General features: G+C 62.2%; 17 protein-coding genes. 10 read left to right on the forward strand and 7 right to left on the reverse strand.

Annotated features, from left to right (window positions below):
• Position 1: 1 nt before the first annotated feature.
• Positions 2-691, reverse strand: a complete 690-nt coding sequence (locus MQW23_RS02710) for a YecA/YgfB family protein (RefSeq protein ID WP_252106278.1) — start codon at positions 689-691, stop codon at positions 2-4.
• An 85-nt stretch (positions 692-776) separates the two neighbouring features.
• On the opposite strand from MQW23_RS02710, the gene MQW23_RS02715 reads away from it, so the two are divergent.
• From MQW23_RS02715 to MQW23_RS02725, 3 genes are all read left to right on the forward strand, one after another.
• Entirely contained in the window at positions 777-1,328 is a 552-nt protein-coding gene (locus MQW23_RS02715) for a SprT family zinc-dependent metalloprotease (RefSeq protein ID WP_252106279.1), read from the forward strand.
• Positions 1,329-1,493: 165 nt separating this feature from the next.
• Positions 1,494-3,443: an acetate--CoA ligase gene (gene acs, locus MQW23_RS02720; protein WP_252106280.1), complete on the forward strand. Its 1,950-nt coding sequence runs from the start codon at positions 1,494-1,496 to the stop codon at positions 3,441-3,443.
• Between the two features lie 256 nt (positions 3,444-3,699).
• The gene (locus MQW23_RS02725; RefSeq protein ID WP_252106281.1) at positions 3,700-4,362 is read left to right on the forward strand and encodes a response regulator; all 663 of its coding nucleotides are present in this window, start codon (positions 3,700-3,702) and stop codon (positions 4,360-4,362) included.
• 215 nt (positions 4,363-4,577) lie between these two features.
• On the opposite strand, the gene MQW23_RS02730 is transcribed toward MQW23_RS02725, so the two are convergent.
• The 4 genes from MQW23_RS02730 to MQW23_RS02745 all read right to left on the reverse strand — a co-directional run bounded on the left by MQW23_RS02730 (position 4,578) and on the right by MQW23_RS02745 (position 11,318).
• Positions 4,578-8,516, reverse strand: a complete 3,939-nt coding sequence (locus tag MQW23_RS02730; RefSeq protein WP_252106282.1) for a hybrid sensor histidine kinase/response regulator — start codon at positions 8,514-8,516, stop codon at positions 4,578-4,580.
• Between the two features lie 75 nt (positions 8,517-8,591).
• Entirely contained in the window at positions 8,592-9,101 is a 510-nt protein-coding gene (locus tag MQW23_RS02735) for a hypothetical protein (protein ID WP_252106283.1), read from the reverse strand.
• A gap of 155 nt (positions 9,102-9,256) precedes the next feature.
• Positions 9,257-11,053 carry a sodium:solute symporter family protein gene (locus tag MQW23_RS02740; protein WP_252106284.1) on the reverse strand — a complete coding sequence of 599 codons (1,797 nt, stop codon included), beginning with the start codon at positions 11,051-11,053 and terminating at the stop codon, positions 9,257-9,259.
• Positions 11,054-11,057: 4 nt separating this feature from the next.
• Positions 11,058-11,318: a DUF4212 domain-containing protein gene (locus MQW23_RS02745; RefSeq protein WP_252106736.1), complete on the reverse strand. Its 261-nt coding sequence runs from the start codon at positions 11,316-11,318 to the stop codon at positions 11,058-11,060.
• 657 nt (positions 11,319-11,975) lie between these two features.
• Between MQW23_RS02745 and MQW23_RS02750 the strand changes: the two genes are divergently transcribed.
• The 3 genes from MQW23_RS02750 (at position 11,976) to ttcA (ending at position 15,426) form a co-directional block, all read left to right on the forward strand.
• Positions 11,976-13,790, forward strand: coding sequence for a putative nucleotidyltransferase substrate binding domain-containing protein (locus tag MQW23_RS02750; protein WP_252106285.1), 1,815 nt, complete (start codon positions 11,976-11,978; stop codon positions 13,788-13,790).
• A gap of 55 nt (positions 13,791-13,845) precedes the next feature.
• Entirely contained in the window at positions 13,846-14,442 is a 597-nt protein-coding gene (locus MQW23_RS02755; RefSeq protein ID WP_252106286.1) for a 3'-5' exonuclease family protein, read from the forward strand.
• A gap of 81 nt (positions 14,443-14,523) precedes the next feature.
• Positions 14,524-15,426: a tRNA 2-thiocytidine(32) synthetase TtcA gene (gene ttcA, locus MQW23_RS02760; protein ID WP_252106287.1), complete on the forward strand. Its 903-nt coding sequence runs from the start codon at positions 14,524-14,526 to the stop codon at positions 15,424-15,426.
• A 10-nt stretch (positions 15,427-15,436) separates the two neighbouring features.
• Here ttcA and fnr read toward each other — a convergent pair whose 3' ends face one another.
• Complete coding sequence (gene fnr, locus MQW23_RS02765) at positions 15,437-16,174, reverse strand: fumarate/nitrate reduction transcriptional regulator Fnr (RefSeq protein ID WP_252106288.1); 738 nt, start codon at positions 16,172-16,174, stop codon at positions 15,437-15,439.
• 30 nt (positions 16,175-16,204) lie between these two features.
• Positions 16,205-17,614, reverse strand: a complete 1,410-nt coding sequence (gene hemN, locus MQW23_RS02770) for an oxygen-independent coproporphyrinogen III oxidase (protein ID WP_252106289.1) — start codon at positions 17,612-17,614, stop codon at positions 16,205-16,207.
• 400 nt (positions 17,615-18,014) lie between these two features.
• Between hemN and MQW23_RS02775 the strand changes: the two genes are divergently transcribed.
• From MQW23_RS02775 to MQW23_RS02790, 4 genes are read left to right on the forward strand one after another with little or no spacing between them, the layout of a single operon-like run.
• Entirely contained in the window at positions 18,015-18,965 is a 951-nt protein-coding gene (locus tag MQW23_RS02775; protein ID WP_252106290.1) for a tripartite tricarboxylate transporter substrate binding protein, read from the forward strand.
• Between the two features lie 29 nt (positions 18,966-18,994).
• Complete coding sequence (locus tag MQW23_RS02780; RefSeq protein ID WP_252106291.1) at positions 18,995-19,492, forward strand: tripartite tricarboxylate transporter TctB family protein; 498 nt, start codon at positions 18,995-18,997, stop codon at positions 19,490-19,492.
• A gap of 10 nt (positions 19,493-19,502) precedes the next feature.
• The gene (locus MQW23_RS02785) at positions 19,503-21,062 is read left to right on the forward strand and encodes a tripartite tricarboxylate transporter permease (protein WP_252106292.1); all 1,560 of its coding nucleotides are present in this window, start codon (positions 19,503-19,505) and stop codon (positions 21,060-21,062) included.
• A 10-nt stretch (positions 21,063-21,072) separates the two neighbouring features.
• The gene (locus MQW23_RS02790) at positions 21,073-22,680 is read left to right on the forward strand and encodes a gamma-glutamyltransferase family protein (RefSeq protein WP_252106293.1); all 1,608 of its coding nucleotides are present in this window, start codon (positions 21,073-21,075) and stop codon (positions 22,678-22,680) included.
• Positions 22,681-22,769 lie beyond the last annotated feature (89 nt).

A 22,769-nucleotide genomic window follows, 5' to 3' on the forward strand; every position in this document is an offset into this window, starting at 1 on the left:
CCTAGCGCTTTGGGCCCCTGGGCGGTTTTTTGCCGCCGGCTGGCTTTTTTGGGCGCGGCTTGGGCTTGGCGGTTTCTGGCGGCACGCGGTAGTGCAGGTACAGGTCGAGCACGAGTTCCGGCAGTTGGCCGACCAGCTCCTCCTGGCGGGCGGTATCCTTGGAAAGCTCTGCCATGTCCGGCTCGTCGTCGAAAAGCCCCGAGAGCAGCATGAAGGGCAGCAGCAGCGTGGCGGCGGCCTCTTCATCGTCCTGAAACCAGGCCGCTTCGTCGCTGAACACCGCTTCCATGAAGCCGGCGCACCAATCCCCGATCGGCGTCTCTTCCGGAGCGATGCCGTCAAGGGTCAGCTCGAACGGCAGCTCCGGCAGCCCACCCTGCTCCAGCACGCTAATCGCGTTGTCGCGAAGCCGGGTCAAAAGCGCGGTGATCTCCTCGCGCTCGGCGTCGCTCTGGTAGTTGGGCTCGCCCTGAAACAGCTCTTCGAGCCAAGTCTCGGCGGGTTGCTCGCTAGGGGCCACGGCCAGCGCCACCAGAAAGCCGTGGGCGGAGATCAAGTCCAGCGCATCCTCGTCCACCTGGTCGGAGTCGAGGAAGTCGTCGAGCCGGTCGAGCTCGTTGTCGGCCAGCAGCGGCTCCGGTGGAAGCTGCTCGGCGTGGTCACTGCTCGCATCAGAAGGCGGCTTTGCCATAAAAGGCCTCGTTCGATCGGTTTTGAGAAATTCGGCGCGAGCACTCACACTCATGAGCGTCACTTCAAGGGTCAGTTTATCATCAATGAGCCGTTCACCACTGCCCGCCTGGCCGCCGGAGCGATTAAACGCGCTGAGCGCCTCCGAGCTGCTCAAGGCCGCCCAAACTCGCGTCGACGAAGCGCTTGCCTGTGCCCGTGACGTCCATCCGGCGCTGCCCGCCCCGACGGTGTGGTTCGATTTGAAAGGCGCCAGCGCCGGCCAGGCGCACCTGGGCCGGGGCGGCCTGCGCTTTAACCAGGCGCTGCTGCTGGATAACCGCCAGGCGTACTTCGACGAGGTCATTCCCCACGAAATGGCCCACTGGCTGGTGTTTCACTTGGAAAACGGCCCGCGGCTCAAGCCCCACGGGCGCGAGTGGCAAACCGTGATGCGCGAGCTTTATTGGCTCGTGCCGCGAGTTACTCACCGCTTCGATATCGCGCACAGCCAGCGCCGGCCCTACCACTACCGCTGCGCCTGCCAGAGCCACTATTTTACCGGCCAGCGCCACGCCCAGACGCGCCGGGGGCGGCGCTATGCGTGTAAAAAATGTGGCGCAGCGCTTCGCTTTATTGCCGAAAGTGAACCAAAATAGAGCATTAAGCATCTGTTTTATATGGCAAAATGGCTACTACCAATGTCTAAGAGGAAGGGGCCTTAAGTAGGTTTATGCTGAATCATCAATAAAGGTAAGCCACGCTCCCGACGCTGTGGCTTAACGTTTTAAAATCACTGCATTTTCACGGATCGAGGCTGTGTCATGAGCGAGCATAAAAACGTCTATCCGGTGCGCGATCACATCGCTTCCAACGCGTGGGCCGATCAGAAAACCTATCAGGCTCTCTATCAGCGCTCCATCGATGACCCGGAAGGCTTCTGGGCCGAACAGGCCAAGCGGCTCGAGTGGATCAAGGCGCCGAGCACGATCAAGAACACCTCCTTTGCCCGCGACAATGTCGATATCCGCTGGTTCGAGGACGGCACGCTCAACGTCGCCGCCAACTGCCTCGACCGTCATCTCGAAAAGCGCGGCGACCAGACCGCGATCATCTGGGAAGGCGACGACCCGAAAGATTCCAAGCACATCACCTACCGCGAGCTGCACGCGCGCACCAATCAGCTCGCCAACGCGCTGAAATCGCTCGGGATCGAGCGTGGTGATACGGTGACGCTCTACATGCCGATGATCCCCGAAGCCGCCATGGCGATGCTCGCCTGCGCGCGCATCGGCGCGGTGCACTCGGTGGTCTTCGGCGGCTTCTCGCCGGACGCGGTCGCCCAGCGCGTGATCGGCGCCGATTCCAAACTCGTCATCACCGCCGACGAGTCCGTGCGCGGCGGCAAGCAGGTGCCGCTGAAAGAGAACGTCGACGCCGCGTTGACCCGCGACGGCACCGATGTGTGCAAGAACGTGCTGGTGGTCAAGCGCACCGGCGGCGATATCGAGTGGAATGAAGGCCGCGATCTCTGGTTCGATGACCTGGTCGATCAACAGTCCACCGAGTGCGAGCCCGAGGCGATGGGCGCGGAAGACCCGCTGTTCATTCTCTATACCTCCGGCTCCACCGGCGCGCCGAAGGGGCTCAAGCACACCACCGGCGGCTACCTGGTCTACGCGTCGATGACCCACCAGTACGTGTTCGATTATCAGGAGGGCGAGGTTTACTGGTGCACGGCGGACGTCGGCTGGGTCACTGGCCACAGCTATATCGTCTACGGGCCGCTGGCCAATGGCGCGACCACGGTGATGTTCGAAGGCGTGCCGAGCTACCCAAGCCACGGGCGGATCGGCGAGATCGTCGACAAGCACAAGGTCAATATCCTCTACACCGCGCCGACCGCGGTACGCGCGCTGATGGCCCACGGCGATAGCGTGATGGATTCGAGCTCGCGGGAGTCGCTGCGCATTCTTGGTTCGGTAGGCGAGCCGATCAACCCGGAAGCCTGGGAGTGGTTCTACCGCGTGATCGGCGACGAAAAATGCCCGATCGTCGATACCTGGTGGCAGACCGAAACCGGCGGCATCATGATCGCACCGCTGCCAGGCGCCATGGATCTCAAGCCCGGCTCCGCGACACGGCCGTTTTTCGGTGTCCAGCCGGCCCTGGTCGACAACGAAGGCAACATTCTCGAAGGAGCCACCGAAGGCAATCTGGTGATTCTGGACGCCTGGCCGGGGCAGGCGCGCTCGATCTGGGGCGATCACGAGCGCTTCGTGCAGACCTACTTCTCGACCTACGACAACATGTACTTCACAGGCGACGGCTGCCGGCGCGACGAAGATGGCGATTACTGGATCACCGGCCGGGTCGACGACGTGCTGAACGTCTCCGGCCACCGCATGGGCACTGCCGAAATCGAATCTTCGCTCGTGGCGCACAGCGCCGTGGCCGAAGCCGCGGTCGTGGGCTTCCCCCACGACATCAAGGGCCAGGGTATCTACATTTACGTCACCGTCAACGACGGCGTCGAGCCCAGTGAGGAGCTCAAGAAAGAGCTGACCCAGTGGGTGCGCAAGGACATCGGCCCGATCGCCTCGCCGGACGTGATCCAGTGGGCGCCGGGGCTGCCCAAGACCCGCTCCGGCAAGATCATGCGCCGGATTCTTAGAAAGATCGCCGCCAACGAGTGCGACGGTCTGGGCGACACCAGTACGCTGGCCGACCCCTCGGTCGTGGACGATCTGATCGAGCACCGCGCCTCGAAGTAGCGTTTCAAAAAGTGCGTCGATTCAGGCGCCAGGGAATGCACGCGTTAAAGTGTCAGCTATGGTAAGTTGAGCGCAGGTCATAACCGCTCGGGTGCCGGCTTCACGCCGGCACCGCTTTTTTAGCGCCAGACCACCTGTGATAAATTGTGCGTGGTGGTGCTTTTGTATCTCAAAGCCCATGGGGTACCATGCTTCAACCGAATGAGCCAGTCGCTGCGGCGAAGACTTCCCGCGCTCGTGGAACCGGAGGAATATCATGGCAGTAGCCCATAAGTTTATCGTCGCAGACGATCATCCGCTGTTTCGGGCAGCGCTCACTCAGGCGTTGCGTCAGTTGGCTCCCCAGGCCGAGATCGTCGAAGCCGATACCATGGACGCTACGACCGAGGCGGTTAGCCGCCACCCCGACGCCGACCTGATCCTGCTGGATCTGCACATGCCCGGCGCCCACGGCTTTTCCGGGCTGATCCAGCTGCGCGGCCATATGCCGGACGTGCCGGTCGCGGTGGTCTCCGGCAGCGACGAGCCCTACGTGGTTCGCCGCGCGATCGACTACGGCGCCTCCGGCTTCATTCCCAAGTCGTCGTCACTTGCGCTGATCGCCGAAGCGGTGGGCGAAATCCTGCAGGGCGAGGTGTGGCTGCCGGAAGCGCTGGCGGGGATTCTGGAAGAGACCAGCGAAGAGGAGTCACGCTTTGCCGAGGCGATCGCCTCACTCACGCCGCAGCAGTTTCGCGTGCTGAACATGCTCACCGAAGGGCTCTTGAACAAGCAGATCGCGTTCGAGCTCAACGTGTCGGAAGCCACCATCAAGGCGCACGTTACCGCGATCCTGCGCAAGCTCGGCGTACACTCGCGCACCCAAGCCGTCATCGCCGCCCAGAAGCTCGAGGTCGAGCCGCCGAAAGTCGAATCCTGAGCCCGTACGCTGTTAGAGAGCCTCGCTTATGGCCGCCATAAGCGAGGTTTTCTTTTGAGCTTTCAATGTCTTGGCCGTTACTTCGATACTTGCCGCGGGCTCGAGTGACCCGTAGCAGGGGTCTTTCGCCAGGGATGGCGAAAGTAGCGTACAGGGATGTATTTACAGCGCCCCTGCGTAGGGTTACTCGAGCCCGCTCGCTAAAACCCTGAAACTCAATCCCGCGCTCGACTCGCCTGCAGCGTCCGCGTCAGAAGCGCTCTGAGCGCCGCGGGTTTGACCGGCTTCAACAGCAACTGATAGCCCGAGCGCTTGATCAGCTCCGCCACCTCTTCGGTACGATCCGCGGTGATAACGATGCCCGGTACCGCGCCGATCAGCCGCTCGGAGAGCGCCTCCAGCGCCATCAGGCCGGTCACTTCGTTATCCAGGTGGTAGTCCGCCAGAATCGCGTCCGGATCGCCGTCCATGTTGCGCAAGATAGACTTCGCCCCGCCGATGCTGGTGGCGGTGAACACCTCGCACCCCCAGCCGCCAAGCATCGCGCTCATGCCCTCGAGAATCAGCGTCTCGTTGTCGATACACACGATCCGCGCACCGGCTAGCTTGTTGCCGCCGCGTCGGGCGGGCGCCTCGCTCGTCTCCGGCGCGGCTTCCTTGGCGGCCACGATCGGCACGCTCACCGAGAACACCGTGGCCACGCCCGGCCAGGAGCGCACCTTGATCGGATGATCCAGCACCCGGCTCATTCGGTCGGCAATCGAGAGCCCTAGCCCCAGACCTTTTTCGCTCTCCTTGTGGCGCGTGACCTGATCGAGGCGGCGAAACTCCTGGAAGATTTCGGTGAGCTTGGATTCGGGAATGCCCGGGCCGCTGTCCCACACCTCGATGTTGATCCGCTCACCCTGGCGGCGACAGCCCAGCAGCACACGCCCCTGCTGGGTATAGCGCAGCGCGTTGGAGAGAAAGTTCTGCACGATCCTTCTGAGCATCTGCGGGTCAGAGTCGACCCAAAGCGCGGTTCCCACCACCTTCAAATCCAGGCCTCGTTCGTCGGCCATGACGTCGAACTCGGCGCGCAGCGGGCGCACGATGTCCGCCAGCGCAAAGTGGCTGCGCCGCGGGGTGAGGGCGCCGGCGTCGAGCTTGGAGATGTCCAGTAGGGTGCCCAAAAGCTCCTCGGCGGCCTGCAGCGAGTTATCGATATGGCCAATGGTGCGCTGGGTGGTGCTTTCGGATTCGTTTTGCATCAGCGCCGAGGTGAACAGGCGCGCGGCGTTCAACGGCTGCAGCAGGTCGTGACTCGCCGCGGCCAGAAAGCGCGTCTTCGAGGCGTTGGCGTCCTCGGCGACCTGCTTGGCCTGGCGCAGTGCCTGCTCTGCCTCGGCGCGCACGCGGTTCTCCTGGCGCAGCGCCGCGTTGGCCTTGGAGAGGGCCTGGGTGCGCTCGCGCACGCGCTCCTCGAGCGTCTCATTGGTCTCCTTGAGCGCAATCTCCGCCTGGCGGCGCTCGGTGATGTCCTGGTAGAGCGCGAAGAAGCCGAGAATCGCCTGGCTGTCGCCGAAGTGGGGCGTGTAGGTCACCAGCATGTAACGCATGCTCGATTCCACCCGCATCGACACCTCGAAGCTGACCCGCTCACCGCCCAGCGCCCGGCGTACCCACGGAATACGCTCCTCGGCCTGTTTGACCGGCAGCACGTCCTCGAAGCGCTTGCCGATCACCGCATTGCGGTCGATGCTAAATGCCTGCTCGTAGGCGCGGTTGGTAAAAAGATACCGGCTCTCCTTGTCGAAGTAGGCGATCAGCGCCGGCACGTTGTCGGTGTAAATGCGGATGTTGTTTTCCGAGCGGATCAGCGCCTCTTCGATGCGCTTTTGCTGGGTGATGTCCTGGTAGGTGTAGACGAAGCCGCCCCCGGGCATCGGCGTGCCCTGCACCTCCAGAACGCTGCCATCCTGGCGGTAGCGCACGTAGCGGTGGGGCTGGCCCTTGCGAATATTGGCCATCAATAGCTCGACGTGCTCTTCCGGGTCGCCGGGGCCGTACTCGCCGTTGTGGGCGTTGTAGCGAAAGATGCGATCGATCGGGGCGCTGACGCGGATCAGGTGGTCGGGAAAGCGGAAAAGCTCCAGATAGCGCTGGTTCCACACCACCAGGCGCAGGTTCTGATCCACCACGCTGATACCCTGGTTGATGTTCTCGATGGTCGCCTGCAACAGTGCGCGGTTGAACTCCAGTACCTGGGAAGCCTCGTCGACGATCGAGATAACATCCGAGATCCCGATGCCGCGGCCCTGCAGCGCCGAGTTCACCACGATGCGCGCCGATGACGCGCCGAGTACCGACGCCAAAAAGCGCTCGGTGAACTGGATCACGTCGATCGAGGCGCGGGTGCCGTTGTCCAGCGGCTTGCCGGCGCGCTGGGCGTAGTCCTCGAAGGCGCGCTCGACCTGGCCGGCGCCGAGAAAGCGCTCGCACAGCACTTTCAGATCGCCCACCGTGGTCGCCCCGGTCCAGGGGCGGTTGACCGAGGTCTGGCGGGTCTCGACGCTGTCGACGAATAGCGAGGCCTGAATGCGTTCGACTACCCGCTGGGAGCTCACTTGAGAGACGAAGATGTAGCAAAAAAGATTCACCCCGAGCGAGAGCATCACGCCGTGGGTAAAGCTGTCGCCCAGGTTCAGCCCGAAAAGCGCCACCGGCGAGAGCCAGGCGATACCCAGCGGCCCGCCGGCAAGCCAGGCTTCTGGCAGTACGCCAGCGTTGATCATCGCCGGCATCAACAGGCTATACGCCCAGATCGCGAAGCCCGCGTTCATGCCCACGATCACGCCCAAACGGTTGCCGCGCTTCCAGTAGAGCCCGCCGATCACCGCCGGGGCGAACTGGGCGGCGGCGGCAAAGGAGAGCATGCCGATCGAGGCCAGCGACGTGAATTCGACGATCAGCTGGTAAAACCCGTAGGCCAGCGCCAAAACGGCGACGATGGTCAAGCGACGGGCGCGCAGTACCAGCCGGCCGTAGTCGCGGGCCTTGGTATCGAACCAGCGCAGCCGGAACAGCGCCGGAATGACGATCTCGTTGGAGATCATGATCGACACCGCCACCGCCGCCACGATCACCATGCCCGTGGCCGCCGAGAAGCCGCCGATGAAGGTCAAGAGCGTTAGCCACGTGTGGCCGGAGGTCATGGCCAGCGACAGCACGTAGGTGTCCGGCTCGACGCCGGTGTCCGAGAACAGATAGAGCCCGGCGGCGGCCAGCGGCACCACGAAAAAGGCGAAGGCCAGCAGGTAGAGCGGAAAAAGCCAGCGCGCCTTGTTGGCATCGTCCGGGTGAATGTTTTCGACCACCGCGACGTGGAATTGGCGCGGCAGGCAGAGAATCGCCAGCATCGCCAGCAGCGTTTGCGCCCAAAAGCTTTGGCCGAAATCCTGGTTGGCGAGCTGGCGCTGAAGCGCCAGCTCGCTCTCGGCATGGCTCATCAAGGTCCCAAGACCGTCGAACATCCCCCAGGTAACGAAGGCGCCGAGCACTACGAAGGCGAAGAGCTTGACCAGAGACTCGAAGGCCACGGCATGGATCAGCCCTTCGTGGTGCTCGGTGGCATCGGTATGGCGGGTGCCGAACAAAATCGCGAACACCGCCATGACGATGGCCACGTAAAAGGCGGTGTCGTTAAAAAGCGCCCCGGACGGGGCGTTGTTTTCGGTCAGCACGCTGAACGTGGTGGAAACGGCTTTTAGCTGGAGCGCGATATAGGGCAGGGTGCCGACCAGCGCTACCAGGCTTGCGAAAGCGGCCAGCGACTGGGTCTTGCCGTAGCGCGAGGCGATGAAGTCGGCGATCGAGGTAACGTTTTGGTGCTTGGCCACGCGGATCATCTTGGCCAGCACCGGCCAGAAGAGCAGAAAGGTTAGAATCGGGCCGACGAAAATACTCGCAAACGACCAGCCCGCGGTGGCTGCCTGGCCTACCGCGCCGTAAAACGTCCAGGAGGTGCAGTAGATGGCCAGCGCCAGACTGTAGATGAACGGTCGGCGGCGGCTGGCGCCTCGGGTGCGCGCCCGGCGGTCGCCAAACCAGGCGATGCCGAAAAGCACCGCAATGTAGAGTAACGAAACCGCAACGAGAAGCCCGCCGTGAAACATGCCTGTCTCCTGCCGTAAGCCCGTCCCCGGGCCTGCCTGTAGAGCCGCCCAGTTTAAGTCAAATACGCCAAAGCGTCAGGCAGTTGCGCCGTTGCAGGCGCTTTGCAGCAGCGTGGAGTCGGCGCGCAGGGTGCGAATGCCGTCGAGATCCGGTTCGCGGCGCTCGGCCGCCACCGGTACCAGCTCGCGGCTTTGGCAGTTGAGAACGTAGGCTTGAGGGATGACCAGGTCGGTGTAGTGGCGCTCGAAGTGATAGAGCATGAACTCGGCCACGTCGCCGCTGCGCGAGAGGCTTTCGCGGTCGAGCACGCTAAACTGCGTGGTCATCGGAAACACGAAGGTCCAGGGGCGCCAGATTTCGGTGCCGGTGGCGCTGTCCACGACCTCGGTGGAGGGGGGCAGCTGCGCCTTTTTATGCTCGAACCAGCTGTACTCCACGTGAATTTGATAGCCGAGCATGCCAAGCCCCGCCATGACTGGCACGATCCATTTGGGCAGCCGGTTGCCCGTGGCCTTGCGCAGAATCAAGCCGATGCCCGCCGCGGCCAGCGCCGCGAACACCGCCGCAATCAAGTGCCAAATCATAAAGAAGTTCCCAGGGTTGGTTGAAGCGCACGTTGGTGAGCGTAATAGGTCGTCAAAACAAGCGGGCTTCCCGTGGGAAGCCCGCTTGCACGCGTTGTAGTGAAGCCCGGCTATAAAGCTCGATCGCAAGACCGGGGGCAGGCTTCGATTATGGCTTAGTGGTCGACGGCAATACCAGCCCCTTTCGGGTAGCGCACGCTTTCGACCAGCTCCTGGATTTCGCGCGGCGGTGCGGCGGTGACGCTGGAGACCGCGAAGGCGACGGCGAAGTTGATCATCGCACCCACCGCACCGAAGGACAGCGGCGAGATGCCGATGAACCAGTTATCCGGTGTGTTGGCCAGCATGTTGGTGCCGGGAATGAAGAACCAGCCAAGGTAGGTGAAGATGTAGAGAAGCGTGGCCACCAGGCCCGCCAGCATGCCGCAGATCGCGCCGGTGCTGTTCATGCGGGTGGAGAAGATGCCCATCATCAACACCGGGAACAGCGACGCCGCGGCGATACCGAAGGCCAGTGCCACCGTTTGCGCCGCAAACCCGGGCGGATTCAGCCCCAGATAGGTGGCCAGCAGGATCGCGCCGCCCATCGAGATCCGCGCGGCAAGCATCTCACCTTTCTCCGAGATGTTCGGGTTGATCGTGTTCTTGATCAGGTCGTGGCTGATGGCCGACGAGATCGCAAGCAGAAGCCCCGCCGCCGTGGAGAGCGCGGCGGCGATACCGCCAGCGGCGATAAGGCCGATGACCCAGCCGGGCAGGTTGGCGATTTCCGGGTTGGCGAGTACCAGGATGTCGTTGTTGACGGTCAGCTCGTTGCCGGCCCAGCCGCGACCTTCGGCGGTCTCGGTGAAACCTTCGTTGGTGTCGTTGTAGAACTGGATGCGGCCGTCGTCGTTGGCGTCGTTGTAGACGATCAGACCGGTGTCTTCCCAGGTCTGGAACCAGGCCGGGCGGTCGGCGTAGAGGATCGGCTCGGCGGCAGCGACCTCGTAATCCTCGACCTGGCCGGTCATTTCCGGGTAGACCGTCGTCATCAGGTTAAGCCGCGCCATGGAGGCCACGGCCGGGGCGGTCAGGTACAAAAGCGCGATGAATACCAGCGCCCAGCCCGCGGACCAGCGCGCGTCGGCCACCTTCGGCACGGTGAAAAAGCGGATGATGACGTGGGGAAGACCGGCGGTACCGATCATCAGCGACAGCGTGAACAGCACCATGTTGAGCTTGTTGTCCACATCGGCGGTGTAGTCCTGGAAGCCCAGGGCGTTGACCACATCGTCGAGCTTTTGCAGAAGCGGCACGCCGGACTCGGTGTGGGTGCTGAACATGCCCAACCCAGGAATCGGATTGCCGGTGAGCTGCATGGCGATGAACACCGCCGGAATGGTGTAGGCCACGATCAGCACGATGTACTGCGCCACCTGAGTGTAGGTGATGCCCTTCATGCCGCCGAACACGGCGTAGAGGAATACGATGGCCGCAGCGATCCAGATGCCCCAAGTGCTGGGCACTTCCAGAAAACGCGAGAACGCCACGCCCGCACCGGTCATTTGGCCGATAACGTAGGTGACCGAGGCGATGATCAGGCACGCCACCGCCACCACGCGGGCGGTGCGGCTGTAAAAGCGCTCGCCGATGAAGTCCGGCACGGTGAACTTGCCGAACTTGCGCAGGTAAGGCGCGAGCAGCATGGCCAGAATCACGAAGCCACCGGTCCATCCCATCAGGAAAGTGGAGTTGGCGTAGCCGCCGGAGGCGATCAAACCGGCCATGGAAATGAACGACGCCGCCGACATCCAGTCCGCGGCGGTCGCCATGCCGTTGGTCACCGGATGAACGCCGCCACCGGCGACGTAGAAGTCCTTGGTGGAGCCGGCGCGCGCCCATATCGCGATGCCGATATAGAGCGCGAAGGAGGCGCCGACGAACAGTAAGTTGATGGCAAACTGGCTCATTGGTTTACTCTCCCAGGCCGAATTTCTTGTCGAGCTGATTCATTCTCCAGGCGTAGAAGAAGATCAGCGCGATGAAGGTCAGAATCGAGCCCTGTTGGGCGAACCAGAAGCCCAAATCGGTACCGCCTACGGGAATGGATGCCAACAGCGGGCGAAAGAGTATGGCGCAGCCGTAGGAGACGAACGCCCAAACGACCAAACAGCCAGCGATCAAGCGAACGTTGGCCTTCCAGTAAGCAGCAGCATTGGATTTGTCATCTGCTATCATGGTGCTCTCCATTTATGATTTTAAGGTTGGAAAGTGTCCAAAAGCGGCCGGCGCAAAAGTGCCTGCCGCATCGAGCGTTTAAACGGTTCCCTTCAAAGCGATTTGTATGGCGGGTTATTGCCCGCTACTTTGCGTCAGACACTCCCTCCTCGCCACCTGACGCGATAAGTCGTACGCCCTAAGGCAATGTTATCTTCAAAACTCAGGCTAATACTGGCCAATAAATGGAAAAAAGAAATCCAGACTTTGGTATCACGGACTAAAGGCGCTATTGGCAACCTGCCAAATAACGCTAAATTACTCTATACAATGGCGTTTTAAGTCGCATTGAGTACGACTTTGGTAAGGAGTCGACGATAGTCTATAAACCGAATTGACCTCCTTTTTTATTATTGCTGGCCGATGGTTGAGACTCTTTTTTAGCGTGTTTTACTAAAAGTCGATGCCTTTTTAAAAAGCAATTTATAGGCGCCGCTTTTATAGACTTTAGTGACAGGAACTCGCAACAAGAGCCAGTAATAAGGGCTAGTTACAAGAACAAACAGCTAACTTAGCACTATCCACGGATGAATACGTTTTAATCAGCTCGCGCCCATTTCCAAACGTTTTATTGCCGGATTCCGCGCGAGCGCGGCTTTTTTAAGCAGGTGACGCATGATCGAGGTCAATCTTTCAAGGCTGCCTTTTTCCCTGCTCGACGAGGCGGGCACGGCGCGGGTGCGTGACGGGCTCGATCTCGCCTACTTCGACACTGGTGACGTCATTCTCGACGCCGGCCAGCCTGGCGAAGGCGTTTTCATCATTCACAAGGGCGAGGTCGCCGAGCTCGACCCGGCAGAACCCAACGCCCAGGCGCGTATCGGTCACTACACCGAAGGCGATTTGTTCGGGGCGATCAGCCTTTTGAACGGCAAGAGCCGCTACCGCTTCGAAGCGGAGCAGGAAACGCTTTGCTACGTGCTGCAAAAGCAGACGTTCAGCGCACTTTGCCAGCACTATCCGGCCTTCGAGGCGTTCTTCAGGGAATCGCTCGCCCACAAGACCAGGCTTTTGGCCGAGCGCCGCGCGGTAGACGGCATCACCATGGCCGGCTTCATGCTGGCGCGAGTGGGTGAGTGCATGCGCGCGCCGCTTTTAGTGGATGCACGGCAGACGCTCGAGCACGCGGTGCATACGCTGCTGGAGCAGCAGGCCGATAGCCTGCTGGTGAGCGCAAAAGGCGGCTACGCCATGGTGACCAAAACGGATCTGCTGCGCGCGTTAGCGGTAGAGAAAACGCCGGCATCGACGCCGCTTATGGCGCTGACGCCGACGGGGCTGGTCACCGTTACCCCGCAGCAGTACCTGTTCGAGGCGCTGGTGCTGATGACGCGCCACCAGATCGCGCGGGTGGTCGTGATGGACGGCGAAGCGCTTTCCGGCGTCGTCGAGCTGACCGATGTACTGAGCTACTTTTCGAGTCGCAGCTACGTGGTGGGGCTTCAGATCGAAAAGGCCGGTGACTTGAAGGCGTTGGCCGAGGCCAGCCGACGCACACCGGAGCTCGTGCGGGCGCTGATGGCTCAGGGGGTGAAGCTGCGTTTCGTCATGGAGCTTCTGGCGGCGCTCAACGCCCGTATCGTGCACAAGGCCTTCGGCTTTGGCGCGCCGAACGCTCCAACGCAGCGGTGCTGCCTGGTGGTGATGGGCAGCGAAGGCCGCGGCGAGCAAATTCTCAAAACCGACCAGGACAACGCTCTGATTCTCGAAGACGACGCCAGCTGGCCAGATGCTCCAGCGGCGATGGAGGCGCTCACCCACACGCTTGTCGAACTGGGCTACCCGCCTTGCCCGGGCAACATCATGGTCTCCAACCCGGAGTGGGTCGGGAGCGTGGCGACCTGGCAGGCGCGAATCGAACGCTGGGCCGAGCGGCGCGACGGCGACAGCCTCATGAAGCTTGCCATCATGCTCGACGCCCGGGCCGTAGCAGGCAACGCCGAGCTTGCCCGCCGCGTGCGCCAGGCGCTCTATGCGCGCTGCGCCGACGATGAGCTATTGCTGAGCTATCTGGCGCGGGCGGCGCTGAGTTTTTCCACGCCGCTGACGCTGTTCGGCTCGCTGAAAAAGCGCGAGCACGGCATCGACATCAAAAAGGGCGGTATTTTCCCCATCGTGCATGGCGTGCGCACCATGGCGCTGGAGCGGCGCATCGACGCCGAAAGCACCTTCGAGCGCCTCGAGGCGCTGGTGGCCGACGGCCGTCTGGAAAGCCGCTTCGCCGAGGACCTGAGCGAGGCGCTGGCGCTTTTTACCGAGCTCCGTCTGCGCCAGCAACTGGCGGCCCAAAACGGCCAGATCGCGTCGGCCAACCACGTAGTGGTGCAGAATCTGTCGTCACTCGAGCGCGATCTGCTGCGCGAGGCGCTGCACATCGTCAAGGAGTTCAAGGCGCGCCTGACCCACCGATACCACCTGGAGTACTCATAGCGGTATGCAATTAACGAATCGACACTTTTCACTAATCAAAGGCTCGCTGCGTGGTTTGTTCAAACGCGAAAGTGACCGCCGACGACTGACTGGTTCGCCCTTCGAGTGGCTGTTTCACCCCTATCTTGGCGAAGAGCTGGTGGCGCTGGCGTTTCGCTTCGCCCCTGCCGACCCGATCCTGAGTGTGGCGGCGGTGGTGTTCAACGAGCGGCGCGTGCAGACCCAAAGCGCCTGGGTGGCAACGCTTGCCGATCGCCACACGGTGGCCAGCCGTGCGCTGCGCCGCCATCAGGTGGAGACGCCGACTCCGGCGCTCATGGCGCCCACGGCGGAAAACATCGCCACGCTTGCCGAATTCATCGGCAATCGCCCGGTGGTGGGGTGGGGGCTTGATCAAACGCTGGGGCCGGTCAACCGGCTGTTTGACCAGCGGCTGGGCTTCGAGCTGCCCAACGCCCAAATCGATATCGAACGCCTTTATCAGCGCCGTCAAAAGCGCTCACCGATCGACCCTCGGCTGGCGCCGGATCTCGACCAGGCGCTTCGTCAGGCGCGGCTGGCGCCCCCCGGTGCGGCGTCGCTTCTGGGCGAGGCGAGCGCCTGCGCGCTTTTATACATGCGCCTGACCCGCGACTCAGCGCTAGAAGCGTGAGCGGCGCTCGACGTTATTGGGTGGGGGAGGGAGTCTTGTTAGAATGAGCGCCTTATCCTCATCACCGGCAGTGCGTACATCATGCAGCAACCCGAACATTTCGACCCCGTCGCTTTGGAGGCTGTCGCGTCCAACGGTTCAGCCGACCTTCACGACGTCAAACAGAAGCGCGAATTCAACAAGTTGCAGAAAAGGCTTCGGCGCGAGGTCGGCAACGCCATTCTCGATTACAACATGATCGAGGAAGGCGACCGGGTGATGGTGTGCCTGTCCGGCGGCAAGGACAGCTACACCATGCTCGAGATTCTGCGCAATTTGCAGCGCAACGCCCCGGTGAACTTCTCGCTGGTGGCGGTGAATCTCGATCAGAAACAGCCGGGGTTCCCCGAGCACGTGCTGCCGCGCTACCTGGACGGCCAGGGCGTGGAGTACCACATCCTCGAGCGCGACACCTACTCGGTGGTGAAGGAGAAAACGCCAGAGGGCAAGACCACCTGCGCGCTCTGCTCGCGGCTTAGACGCGGCTCGCTCTACGGCTTTGCCGAAGAGATCGGCGCGACCAAGATCGCGCTGGGCCATCACCGCGAAGACATTCTCGAAACGCTTTTTCTGAACATGTTCTTCGGCGGCACGCTGAAATCCATGCCGCCGAAGCTCTTGTCCGACGACGGCAAGAACATCGTCATCCGCCCGCTTGCCTACTGCAAGGAGGCGGACATCGCCGAGTTCTCGCGGCTGATGGAATTTCCGATCATTCCCTGCAACCTATGCGGCTCGCAGCCGAACATGCAGCGTCAGAACGTCAAGGCAATGCTGGCCGAGTGGGACAAGAAGTACCCGGGCCGGCTCGAGAGCATGTTCCGCGCGATCACCAACGTCGCCCCTTCACAGCTGGCCGACCGCGCGCTGTTCGACTTCCATGGCCTCGAAGCCAAACAGGCCGAGCTCAAGGCCGGGCGCATTTCGGCGCTCAATGTGGGCTAGCCAGGCTTTATTACACCGCTTCCTCGTCGGCCAGGGTGATGAGCCTGGCCATATCCAGAATGTTCACTTCCCGCCCGGATACCGCGACCACCTGCTGGCTTTGAAGGCGGCTAAGTATTCGGCTGACCGTCTCCACCGCCAGGCCTAAGTAGTTGCCGATATCTGCCCGCGCCATGGAAAGGCGAAAGCTGTAGGGCGAGTAGCCGCGGCGGCGAAAGCGATCCGAGAGCGTGGTGAGAAAGGTCGCCAGGCGCTGGTCGGCGGTCTTGCGCGAGAGTAGGCGCATCATGCGCCGGTCATCGCGCAGCTCCTTGCTCATGCTGCGATAAAGCTGGGTGCGAAGCTCGGGCAGCTCCTCGGAAAGCGTGTCCAGATGCTTGAAAGGAATTTCGCACACGGTGGTGGTTTCCAGCGCAATCACGCTGCCCGGGTAGGTCTCTTCGTCGATGCCGTCGAGGCCCACCAGCTCGCTTGGCAGGTAGAAGTTGGTGAGCTGCTCGAAGCCCGAGCCTTCGCTGGTGATTTGCTTGAGGCTTCCCGAGCGCACCGCAAAGACGCTCGAAAAACGCTCGCCCTGATGAAACAGCGCCTCGCCTTTTTTGAGCGGCGCGCGGCGGCGGATGATCGCGTCGAACTGGCTGACGTCCTCGATCTGCAGCGCCAGCGGCAGGCACAGCGAGCTGAGACTACATGTCTGACAGCGTGGGGCCTGCAAAAGCGCCGAGCGTTGGCGGGCGGGAGTCGACATTACCATCTCCTTATAAAGCGTACGTGCCCATTATAGGATTTTTGAGTAGCGCTGGGCGAGCGGTGCCGAAAGATGAGCATCGAAAGCCATCGCCAAATGGCGGATCAACAGCCGCCCGATCGGCGTGACGCTCAGCACCGCGCCCGTGCGCTCGATCAGACCGTCACGTTCGGCCTGGGCAAGCCGTGAAAGCGCCTCACTAAAGTAAGCCTCGGCGTCGATATCAAAGCGCTCGCCGATCACAGCCAAATCCAGGCGCATATCGCACATCAGCCGCTCGATCACCGCGCGGCGAATCAGATCGTCCTGGCTTAAGCGAAGCCCCTTGCAGGTCGCCAAGTGCCCACCGTCGAGCGCTGCGGCGTAGTCGTCGAGCTTGACCGGGTTCTGGGCATAGACGTCGTCGATGCGCGAAATGGCCGATACCCCCAGCCCGATCAGATCGCACTGGGCGTGGCTCGAATAGCCTTGGAAGTTACGCGTCAGCGACCCCTCGCGCTGGGCGACCGCCAGGCTGTCCTCGGGCAGGGCGAAGTGATCCATGCCGATATGCACGTAGCCAGCGCTTGCCAGCATCTCGATGCTTTTACGCAAGATGGCGAGCTTCTCCTCGGCACCGGGAAGCTCGGCCTCATCGATGCGCCGCTGCGGCGCGAAGCGTGCGGGCAGGTGGGCGTAGTTGAAAAGCGACAGCCGGGCCGGGCCCAGCTCGATGACCTGGGAGAGCGTATCGGCAAAGCGGCGCTGGCTCTGGCGCGGAAGACCATAAATCAAATCCACGTTGAGCGAGCCGAAACCGAGCCGGTGCGCTTCGTCCATCAGCGTTTCGGTCAACTGCCTTGGCTGGACGCGGTTGATCGCTCGCTGCACGTCCGGGTCCAGATCCTGCACGCCCAGGCTCAGCCGGTTGAAGCCGAGCGACTGCAGGTGGCGCAGGGTGAACACGTCCGCCTCGCGCGGGTCGATCTCGATGGCGTAGTCGCGGTGCGGGTCGCTGGAGAGTCCGAAGCGCGCATCGAGGCGGTCGATCAGATCGCCCATTTGCGAAAGCGTCAAAAAGGTCGGCGTGCCGCCGCCCCAGTGAAGCTGCTCAACGGGCCGCGAGGTGTCTACGTGGCGCGCGGCGAGCACCATCTCCCGGTCGAGCCGCGAAAGGTACGGCTCGGCGAGCTGGCGATTCTTCGTGGCGATCTTGTTGCAAGCGCAGTAGAAGCAGATCTTCTCGCAAAACGGGATATGCACGTAGAGCGAAAGCGGGCGGCGGCTTTGGTTGCTGCGCTCGAGCGCTTGGGTGAAGTCTTCCGACGAGAAGCCGTCGTGAAAGGCCAGTGCCGTTGGGTAAGAGGTGTAGCGCGGCCCGCTCGTGTCGTAGCGGCGCACGAGCGCCTCGTCCCAGATGGGGGCAAAGGGGGCAGCGGTCACGTGGGCACAGGTCGGCATAGGGGCTCCCGGGCAGAGAAACGAACGCCAGGTTCGTTCGATGGCGGCCTAAAGAGTAACCCGAGGCGTTTGGCGGCTTCTTGCGTCAGGTCAATAAAGCTCGTTCAGCGTCAAATAAAGGCGTGACCGTCTTGCCGCAGGTTGCCCACCAGGGCGCTATTGACGCTTCCAATTCCGTTGCCCTATAGTTCGATGTTTTTAAAAATCGATTTTTCTTTCGATAAACGATAAGAAAACGATTGGCGAGACATTTAAAGATAGTGGCGAAAAGATAGTGGCGAGACATTTCCGAACGGATCATCGATCACTGCCTGCTTTGCTCCCGGATCCTGAGTTCCTGCCAACCCCTTGGCCAACTCTTCTAACCGCTCTTAAAACCAACTTGTCAGGAAACAAATGCATGAAACTTAAAACGTTGCTGACCCTGTCCGCGCTCTCTGCTGCGATCACTCTGCCCGGCGTGACTTTGGCCGCCGATAGCTACCCGGACCGTCCGATCGAATTTATCGTGCCTTGGGGGCCAGGCGGTGCCAGCGACCTGCTGATGCGTCTGGTAGGGCGCCACTTGGAGCAGGAGCTGGACACGCCGGTGCCGATCATCAACATGCCCGGAGCCAGCGGAACCGTGGGCCTTCGCGAAGCATCGCGCCGCGACCCGGACGGTTACACCATCACCCAGATCCACGAGGGGCTTTTGATGGCGCACCACGCCGGTGTGACCGATCAGAACTGGGATACCTTCGAGCCCGTCGCCATGATGACCAGCGACAACTCGGTGATTCTGGTCAATGCCGATAGCGGTTGGGAAACCCTGGACGACATGCTCGAGGCCGTGCAGGCGAGCCCGGGCGAATACCGTATGGGCGTGACGCTGGGAGGCATTCCGCATCTTTGGGCGGTGCAATTCGAAAACGCCACCGATACCGAATTTGGCTACGTCGGTTACGAGGGTACCGGTGAGCGCCTGCGCGCGTTGGCCGGCGGTCATATCACCGTGGCGATCGAGGATTATCAGTCGGCGGAAGCCTTTCTCGAAAACGGTGATATGACGGCCTTGGCCGCTGCCACCGACGAGCGTCTGGACGAGCTGCCGGACATTCCCACGCTCAAAGAGCTTGGATATGACCTGGAGTTTCTGGTGACTCGCGGCGTCGTGGTACCCAAGGGGACACCCGACTCGATCATCGAGACGCTGGAAAGCGCCCTGGAAGCCGTGGCAGAAAACGACGCGTTTGTTAATGACGTGGCCAATGCCGGCGGCACCGTACGTTTCATGAACCGCGCCGACTACACCGACTATCTCGAGCGCAACGACCAGTTCATCGAAGACAATGCCCATCTGCTCGACTAAGGTCGGCCAATACTGCATAGGACGACATCATGGAGCGTAAGAACCCCGACGCTGCGCTGCTGCCCACGTTGCAGCTGGCATCGTACGCGGTGTTTGCGGTCGGTGCGCTACTCATGGCTTCGAAGGCCGGCTCGTTGCCGGCCTCTCGCTGGGAGCCCATGAGCGCCGGTACCTTCCCGCAACTGGTCTTCTTTTCGATCGCCGTGCTCAGCGGCGCCGCGTTCGTTTTCGAGATCATCAAGCGCGGCATTCCGCGCACCTCGTTCAAGACGGCGTGGCAGCGCTTTGCAGGGCTTCAACGGGTATGGATCAACCTGGCGTTGTTCGTTGCCTACATGGCCGCCATGCCCAAGGCCGGTTTCATCGTCAGCACCTTCTGCTATCTGTTCGCGGCCCAGCTTTATTTGGCGCCCAAGCGCCCGCTGACGGTGGTGGTCGCGCTGGGCGTGGCGCTGCTGTTCTCGTTCGGGCCCTACTATCTCTTCGCTGACGTGTTCAGTATCTACCTCCCCCGCGCACGGTGGTAAGGGTGACCTCATGACAGATGCATTTCTCGCCGCCCTGGGGGGCGTCACCGAGCCCTATACACTGCTGTTGATGGCGATTGCCACCTTTGCTGGCATCATCGCCGCGGCCATCCCCGGCTTCACCATTACCATGGCGATCGTGCTGACGCTGCCGCTCACTTTCTCGATGCCGCCCATGCAGGGCATCGCGGTGATGCTGTCGGTGTACGTGGGGGGCTTGAGCGGCGGGCTGTTCAGCGCGGCGCTGCTAGGTATTCCCGGCACGCCCTCGGCGGTGGCCACCACCTTCGATGCCTTTCCCATGGCGCGAAGCGGCCAGCCCGGTCGCGCGCTCTCCCTGGGTCTGTTCGCCTCGTTCATCGGCTCGCTGATCTCGATTGCGGTACTCATCGTCGCCGCGCCGCCGCTGGCACTGCTGGCGGTGAAGCTCGGCCCTTGGGAGTATTTCGCGCTCATCGTCTTCGCGCTGACGATCATCGCGAGCCTGGTGGGGGATTCGGTCTTGCGTGGGCTGATCGCCGGATTGGTCGGTATCGCCATTGCCACCCTCGGCCCGGACCCGATCATGTCGCGCGAGCGCTTCACTTTCGGTTTTGAGCTCTTGACCGCTGGCATTCCCTTTCTGGTGGTGCTGATCGGCATGTACGCCATGAGCCAGCTGCTCTCCGAGCTCGAGCCGTCACCCGCGCGCCAGGAAGGCGCCTCCGAATCGCTCATCGGCGGTGACATGCGCCCCCACTTGCTGGAGGTGATGAAGAGCACGCTGCTCAAGCCGGTCAACGTGATTCGCTCATCGCTTCTGGGCGTTTTCATCGGCGCCGTGCCCGGCGCCGGCAGCTCGATCTCCAACCTGGTGGCCTACGACCAGGCCAAGCGTGCTTCCAAACATCCGGAAAGCTTCGGCAAGGGTGAACCGGAAGGCGTAGTGGCCTCCGAGTCCGGTAATTCGTCCACCGTGGGCGGTAGCCTCATTCCGCTCATCTCGTTGGGTATTCCCGGCTCGCCGGCGGATGCCGTGCTGATGGCGGCGATCATGGTGCACGGTATCAGCGTCGGCCCACGCCTGATTCTCGATCACCCGGATCTGGTCTACAGCATGTTCATTGCCATGGCCGTGGCCTCGGTCTTCATGCTGGTGATCGGCGTGGTGATGATGCGCGCCTTCATGCGTATTCTGAACGTTCCCAAATACATCGTCGTGCCGGTCGTACTGGCATGCTGTGCCATCGGCACCTACACCCTGAACAACCGCTTGTCGGATCTCTACCTGCTGGCGGCGATCGGCTCCATCGGCTATCTGCTCAAGAAGCTTGAATACCCGTTGGCACCACTGGTGCTGGGCGTGGTCCTGGGGCCGATCGCCGAAACCAACTTACGCCGCGCGTTCCAGACCAGCGCCGACTGGACTCTGTTCTTTACTCGTCCTATCTCGGCGCTACTGCTGGCGCTGGCGGTCGTCTCGGTGGTGTACAGCGTTTACAGTTACGTACGCCAGCGCCGGCTAATGGCCCAGCGAGCTGCCGAGGCCGACCAGAAAGGTCCTTTCCAGGACAGTGCGTCTCAAGAATGAGGACTTTTGCATGAAACTCGACCCGTATTACTACCCCGCCGCCTCTCGGCGGACCGTCACCTTCGGTAAGCGCGGCATGGTGGCCACTTCGCAAACGCTGGCCGCCCAGGTCGGCGCCGATATCCTGCGCGATGGTGGCAATGCCATCGATGCGGCCATCGCCACCGCCGCCGCGCTCACCGTGGTGGAGCCGACTTCCAACGGCATCGGCAGCGATGCCTTCGCACTGGTCTGGGTGGATGGCAAGCTTCACGGCCTGAACGCCAGCGGCAGAGCGCCGATGGGCATATCTGCCGAAGCGGTCAAGGAGCAGGGCAACGAGAACATGCCGGCCCACGGGCTGGTACCGGTGACCGTTCCCGGCGCTCCCGGCGCCTGGGCCGCGCTTTCCGAGCGTTTCGGCAAGCTGGCCTTCGAGGCATTGATGGCACCCGCCATTCGCCTGGCTGAAGAGGGCTACGCGGTACTGCCCACCGCTAGCCGCCTCTGGGAGCAGGCGCACGCCCGCTATCGCCAGTATGACCGTCCGGAGTTTGCCCCCTGGTTCGAACACTTCGCCCCCCAGGGCCACGCCCCTCGGCCCGGTCAGGTGTGGCGCTCGCCGGAAATGGCCAGCACCCTGCGCACCATCGGCGAGACCCGTGCCGAGGCGTTCTACAAGGGCGAGCTGGCCGATGCCATGGACGCCTTCTCGCGCCAGCACGGCGGCTTTCTGCGCAAGGAGGACCTGGAGGCGTTCACGCCGGAGTGGGTCGACCCGATCAGCGTTCGCTACCGCGACCACGATATCTGGGAAATTCCGCCCAACGGCAGCGGCCTGATCGCGCTGCAGGCGCTGGGCATTCTCGAAGCGCTGGGCGATGAGCCCCATGACCCGGTTGAGTCGCTGCACCGGCGTATCGAGGCGACCAAGCTGGGTTATGTCGATGGGCTTCGCTACATTACCGAGCGCGAGCACATGAGCCTCACGGTGGATCAGATGCTCTCGCCCGAGTACCTGCAAAAGCGCAGCGAGCTGATCGCGTTCGACGCCATCGACCCCACCCATGGCAACCCGTTGCTGGGCGGCACCGTGTATCTCTCGACCGCGGACGACGAAGGCAACATGGTGTCGTTCATCCAGAGCAACTTCGAAGGCTTCGGCTCAGGGATCGTCGTGCCCGGCACCGGCATCAGTCTGCAAAACCGCGGGTGGTCGTTCTCGCTGGATGAAGAGCACACCAACGTACTGCGCCCGGGTAAACGCACCTACCACACCATCATCCCCGGTTTCATCACCAAAGATGGCCAGGCCGTCGGTCCCTTCGGCGTAATGGGTGGCTACATGCAGCCCCAGGGCCACGTGCAGGTCGTGGCCAACATGCTTCAGGATCACCTCAACCCCCAGGCGGCACTGGACATGCCGCGCTGGAAGTGGACAGAAGGCAAGACCGTCGAGGTCGAGCCCGGCTTCCCGGATCACCTCATCCAGGCCCTCGAACGTCGCGGTCATCGCATCGTCAAGTGTGTCGACGGCCTCACCTTCGGCCGCGGTCAGATCATCCTGCGCGATGGCGAAAGCGGCGTTCTCCAGGGCGGGACCGAACCCCGCGCCGACGGCGCCGTACTGCCGGTGTAAGCGCGCAGCCCTCAGGCCTTGTTCTGCAAGAGATTGGCACCTGCGTCACTCTAAAACGCTCAATGCGCGCATTGAGCGTTTTTCTTTGA

Source organism: Halomonas sp. S3-1-1, assembly GCF_023757625.1.
In the GTDB taxonomy this organism is placed as follows: domain Bacteria; phylum Pseudomonadota; class Gammaproteobacteria; order Pseudomonadales; family Halomonadaceae; genus Vreelandella.

What these genes read in the sequence shown, in the direction of transcription:
- MQW23_RS02710 (WP_252106278.1), bottom strand. Translation starts at nt 691, where the DNA reads ATGGCAAAGCCGCCTTCTGATGCGAGCAGTGACCACGCCGAGCAGCTT.
- MQW23_RS02715 (WP_252106279.1), top strand. Translation starts at nt 777, where the DNA reads ATGAGCCGTTCACCACTGCCCGCCTGGCCGCCGGAGCGATTAAACGCG.
- acs (WP_252106280.1), top strand. Translation starts at nt 1,494, where the DNA reads ATGAGCGAGCATAAAAACGTCTATCCGGTGCGCGATCACATCGCTTCC.
- MQW23_RS02725 (WP_252106281.1), top strand. Translation starts at nt 3,700, where the DNA reads ATGGCAGTAGCCCATAAGTTTATCGTCGCAGACGATCATCCGCTGTTT.
- MQW23_RS02730 (WP_252106282.1), bottom strand. Translation starts at nt 8,516, where the DNA reads ATGTTTCACGGCGGGCTTCTCGTTGCGGTTTCGTTACTCTACATTGCG.
- MQW23_RS02735 (WP_252106283.1), bottom strand. Translation starts at nt 9,101, where the DNA reads ATGATTTGGCACTTGATTGCGGCGGTGTTCGCGGCGCTGGCCGCGGCG.
- MQW23_RS02740 (WP_252106284.1), bottom strand. Translation starts at nt 11,053, where the DNA reads ATGAGCCAGTTTGCCATCAACTTACTGTTCGTCGGCGCCTCCTTCGCG.
- MQW23_RS02750 (WP_252106285.1), top strand. Translation starts at nt 11,976, where the DNA reads ATGATCGAGGTCAATCTTTCAAGGCTGCCTTTTTCCCTGCTCGACGAG.
- ttcA (WP_252106287.1), top strand. Translation starts at nt 14,524, where the DNA reads ATGCAGCAACCCGAACATTTCGACCCCGTCGCTTTGGAGGCTGTCGCG.
- fnr (WP_252106288.1), bottom strand. Translation starts at nt 16,174, where the DNA reads ATGTCGACTCCCGCCCGCCAACGCTCGGCGCTTTTGCAGGCCCCACGC.
- hemN (WP_252106289.1), bottom strand. Translation starts at nt 17,614, where the DNA reads ATGCCGACCTGTGCCCACGTGACCGCTGCCCCCTTTGCCCCCATCTGG.
- MQW23_RS02775 (WP_252106290.1), top strand. Translation starts at nt 18,015, where the DNA reads ATGAAACTTAAAACGTTGCTGACCCTGTCCGCGCTCTCTGCTGCGATC.
- MQW23_RS02780 (WP_252106291.1), top strand. Translation starts at nt 18,995, where the DNA reads ATGGAGCGTAAGAACCCCGACGCTGCGCTGCTGCCCACGTTGCAGCTG.
- MQW23_RS02785 (WP_252106292.1), top strand. Translation starts at nt 19,503, where the DNA reads ATGACAGATGCATTTCTCGCCGCCCTGGGGGGCGTCACCGAGCCCTAT.
- MQW23_RS02790 (WP_252106293.1), top strand. Translation starts at nt 21,073, where the DNA reads ATGAAACTCGACCCGTATTACTACCCCGCCGCCTCTCGGCGGACCGTC.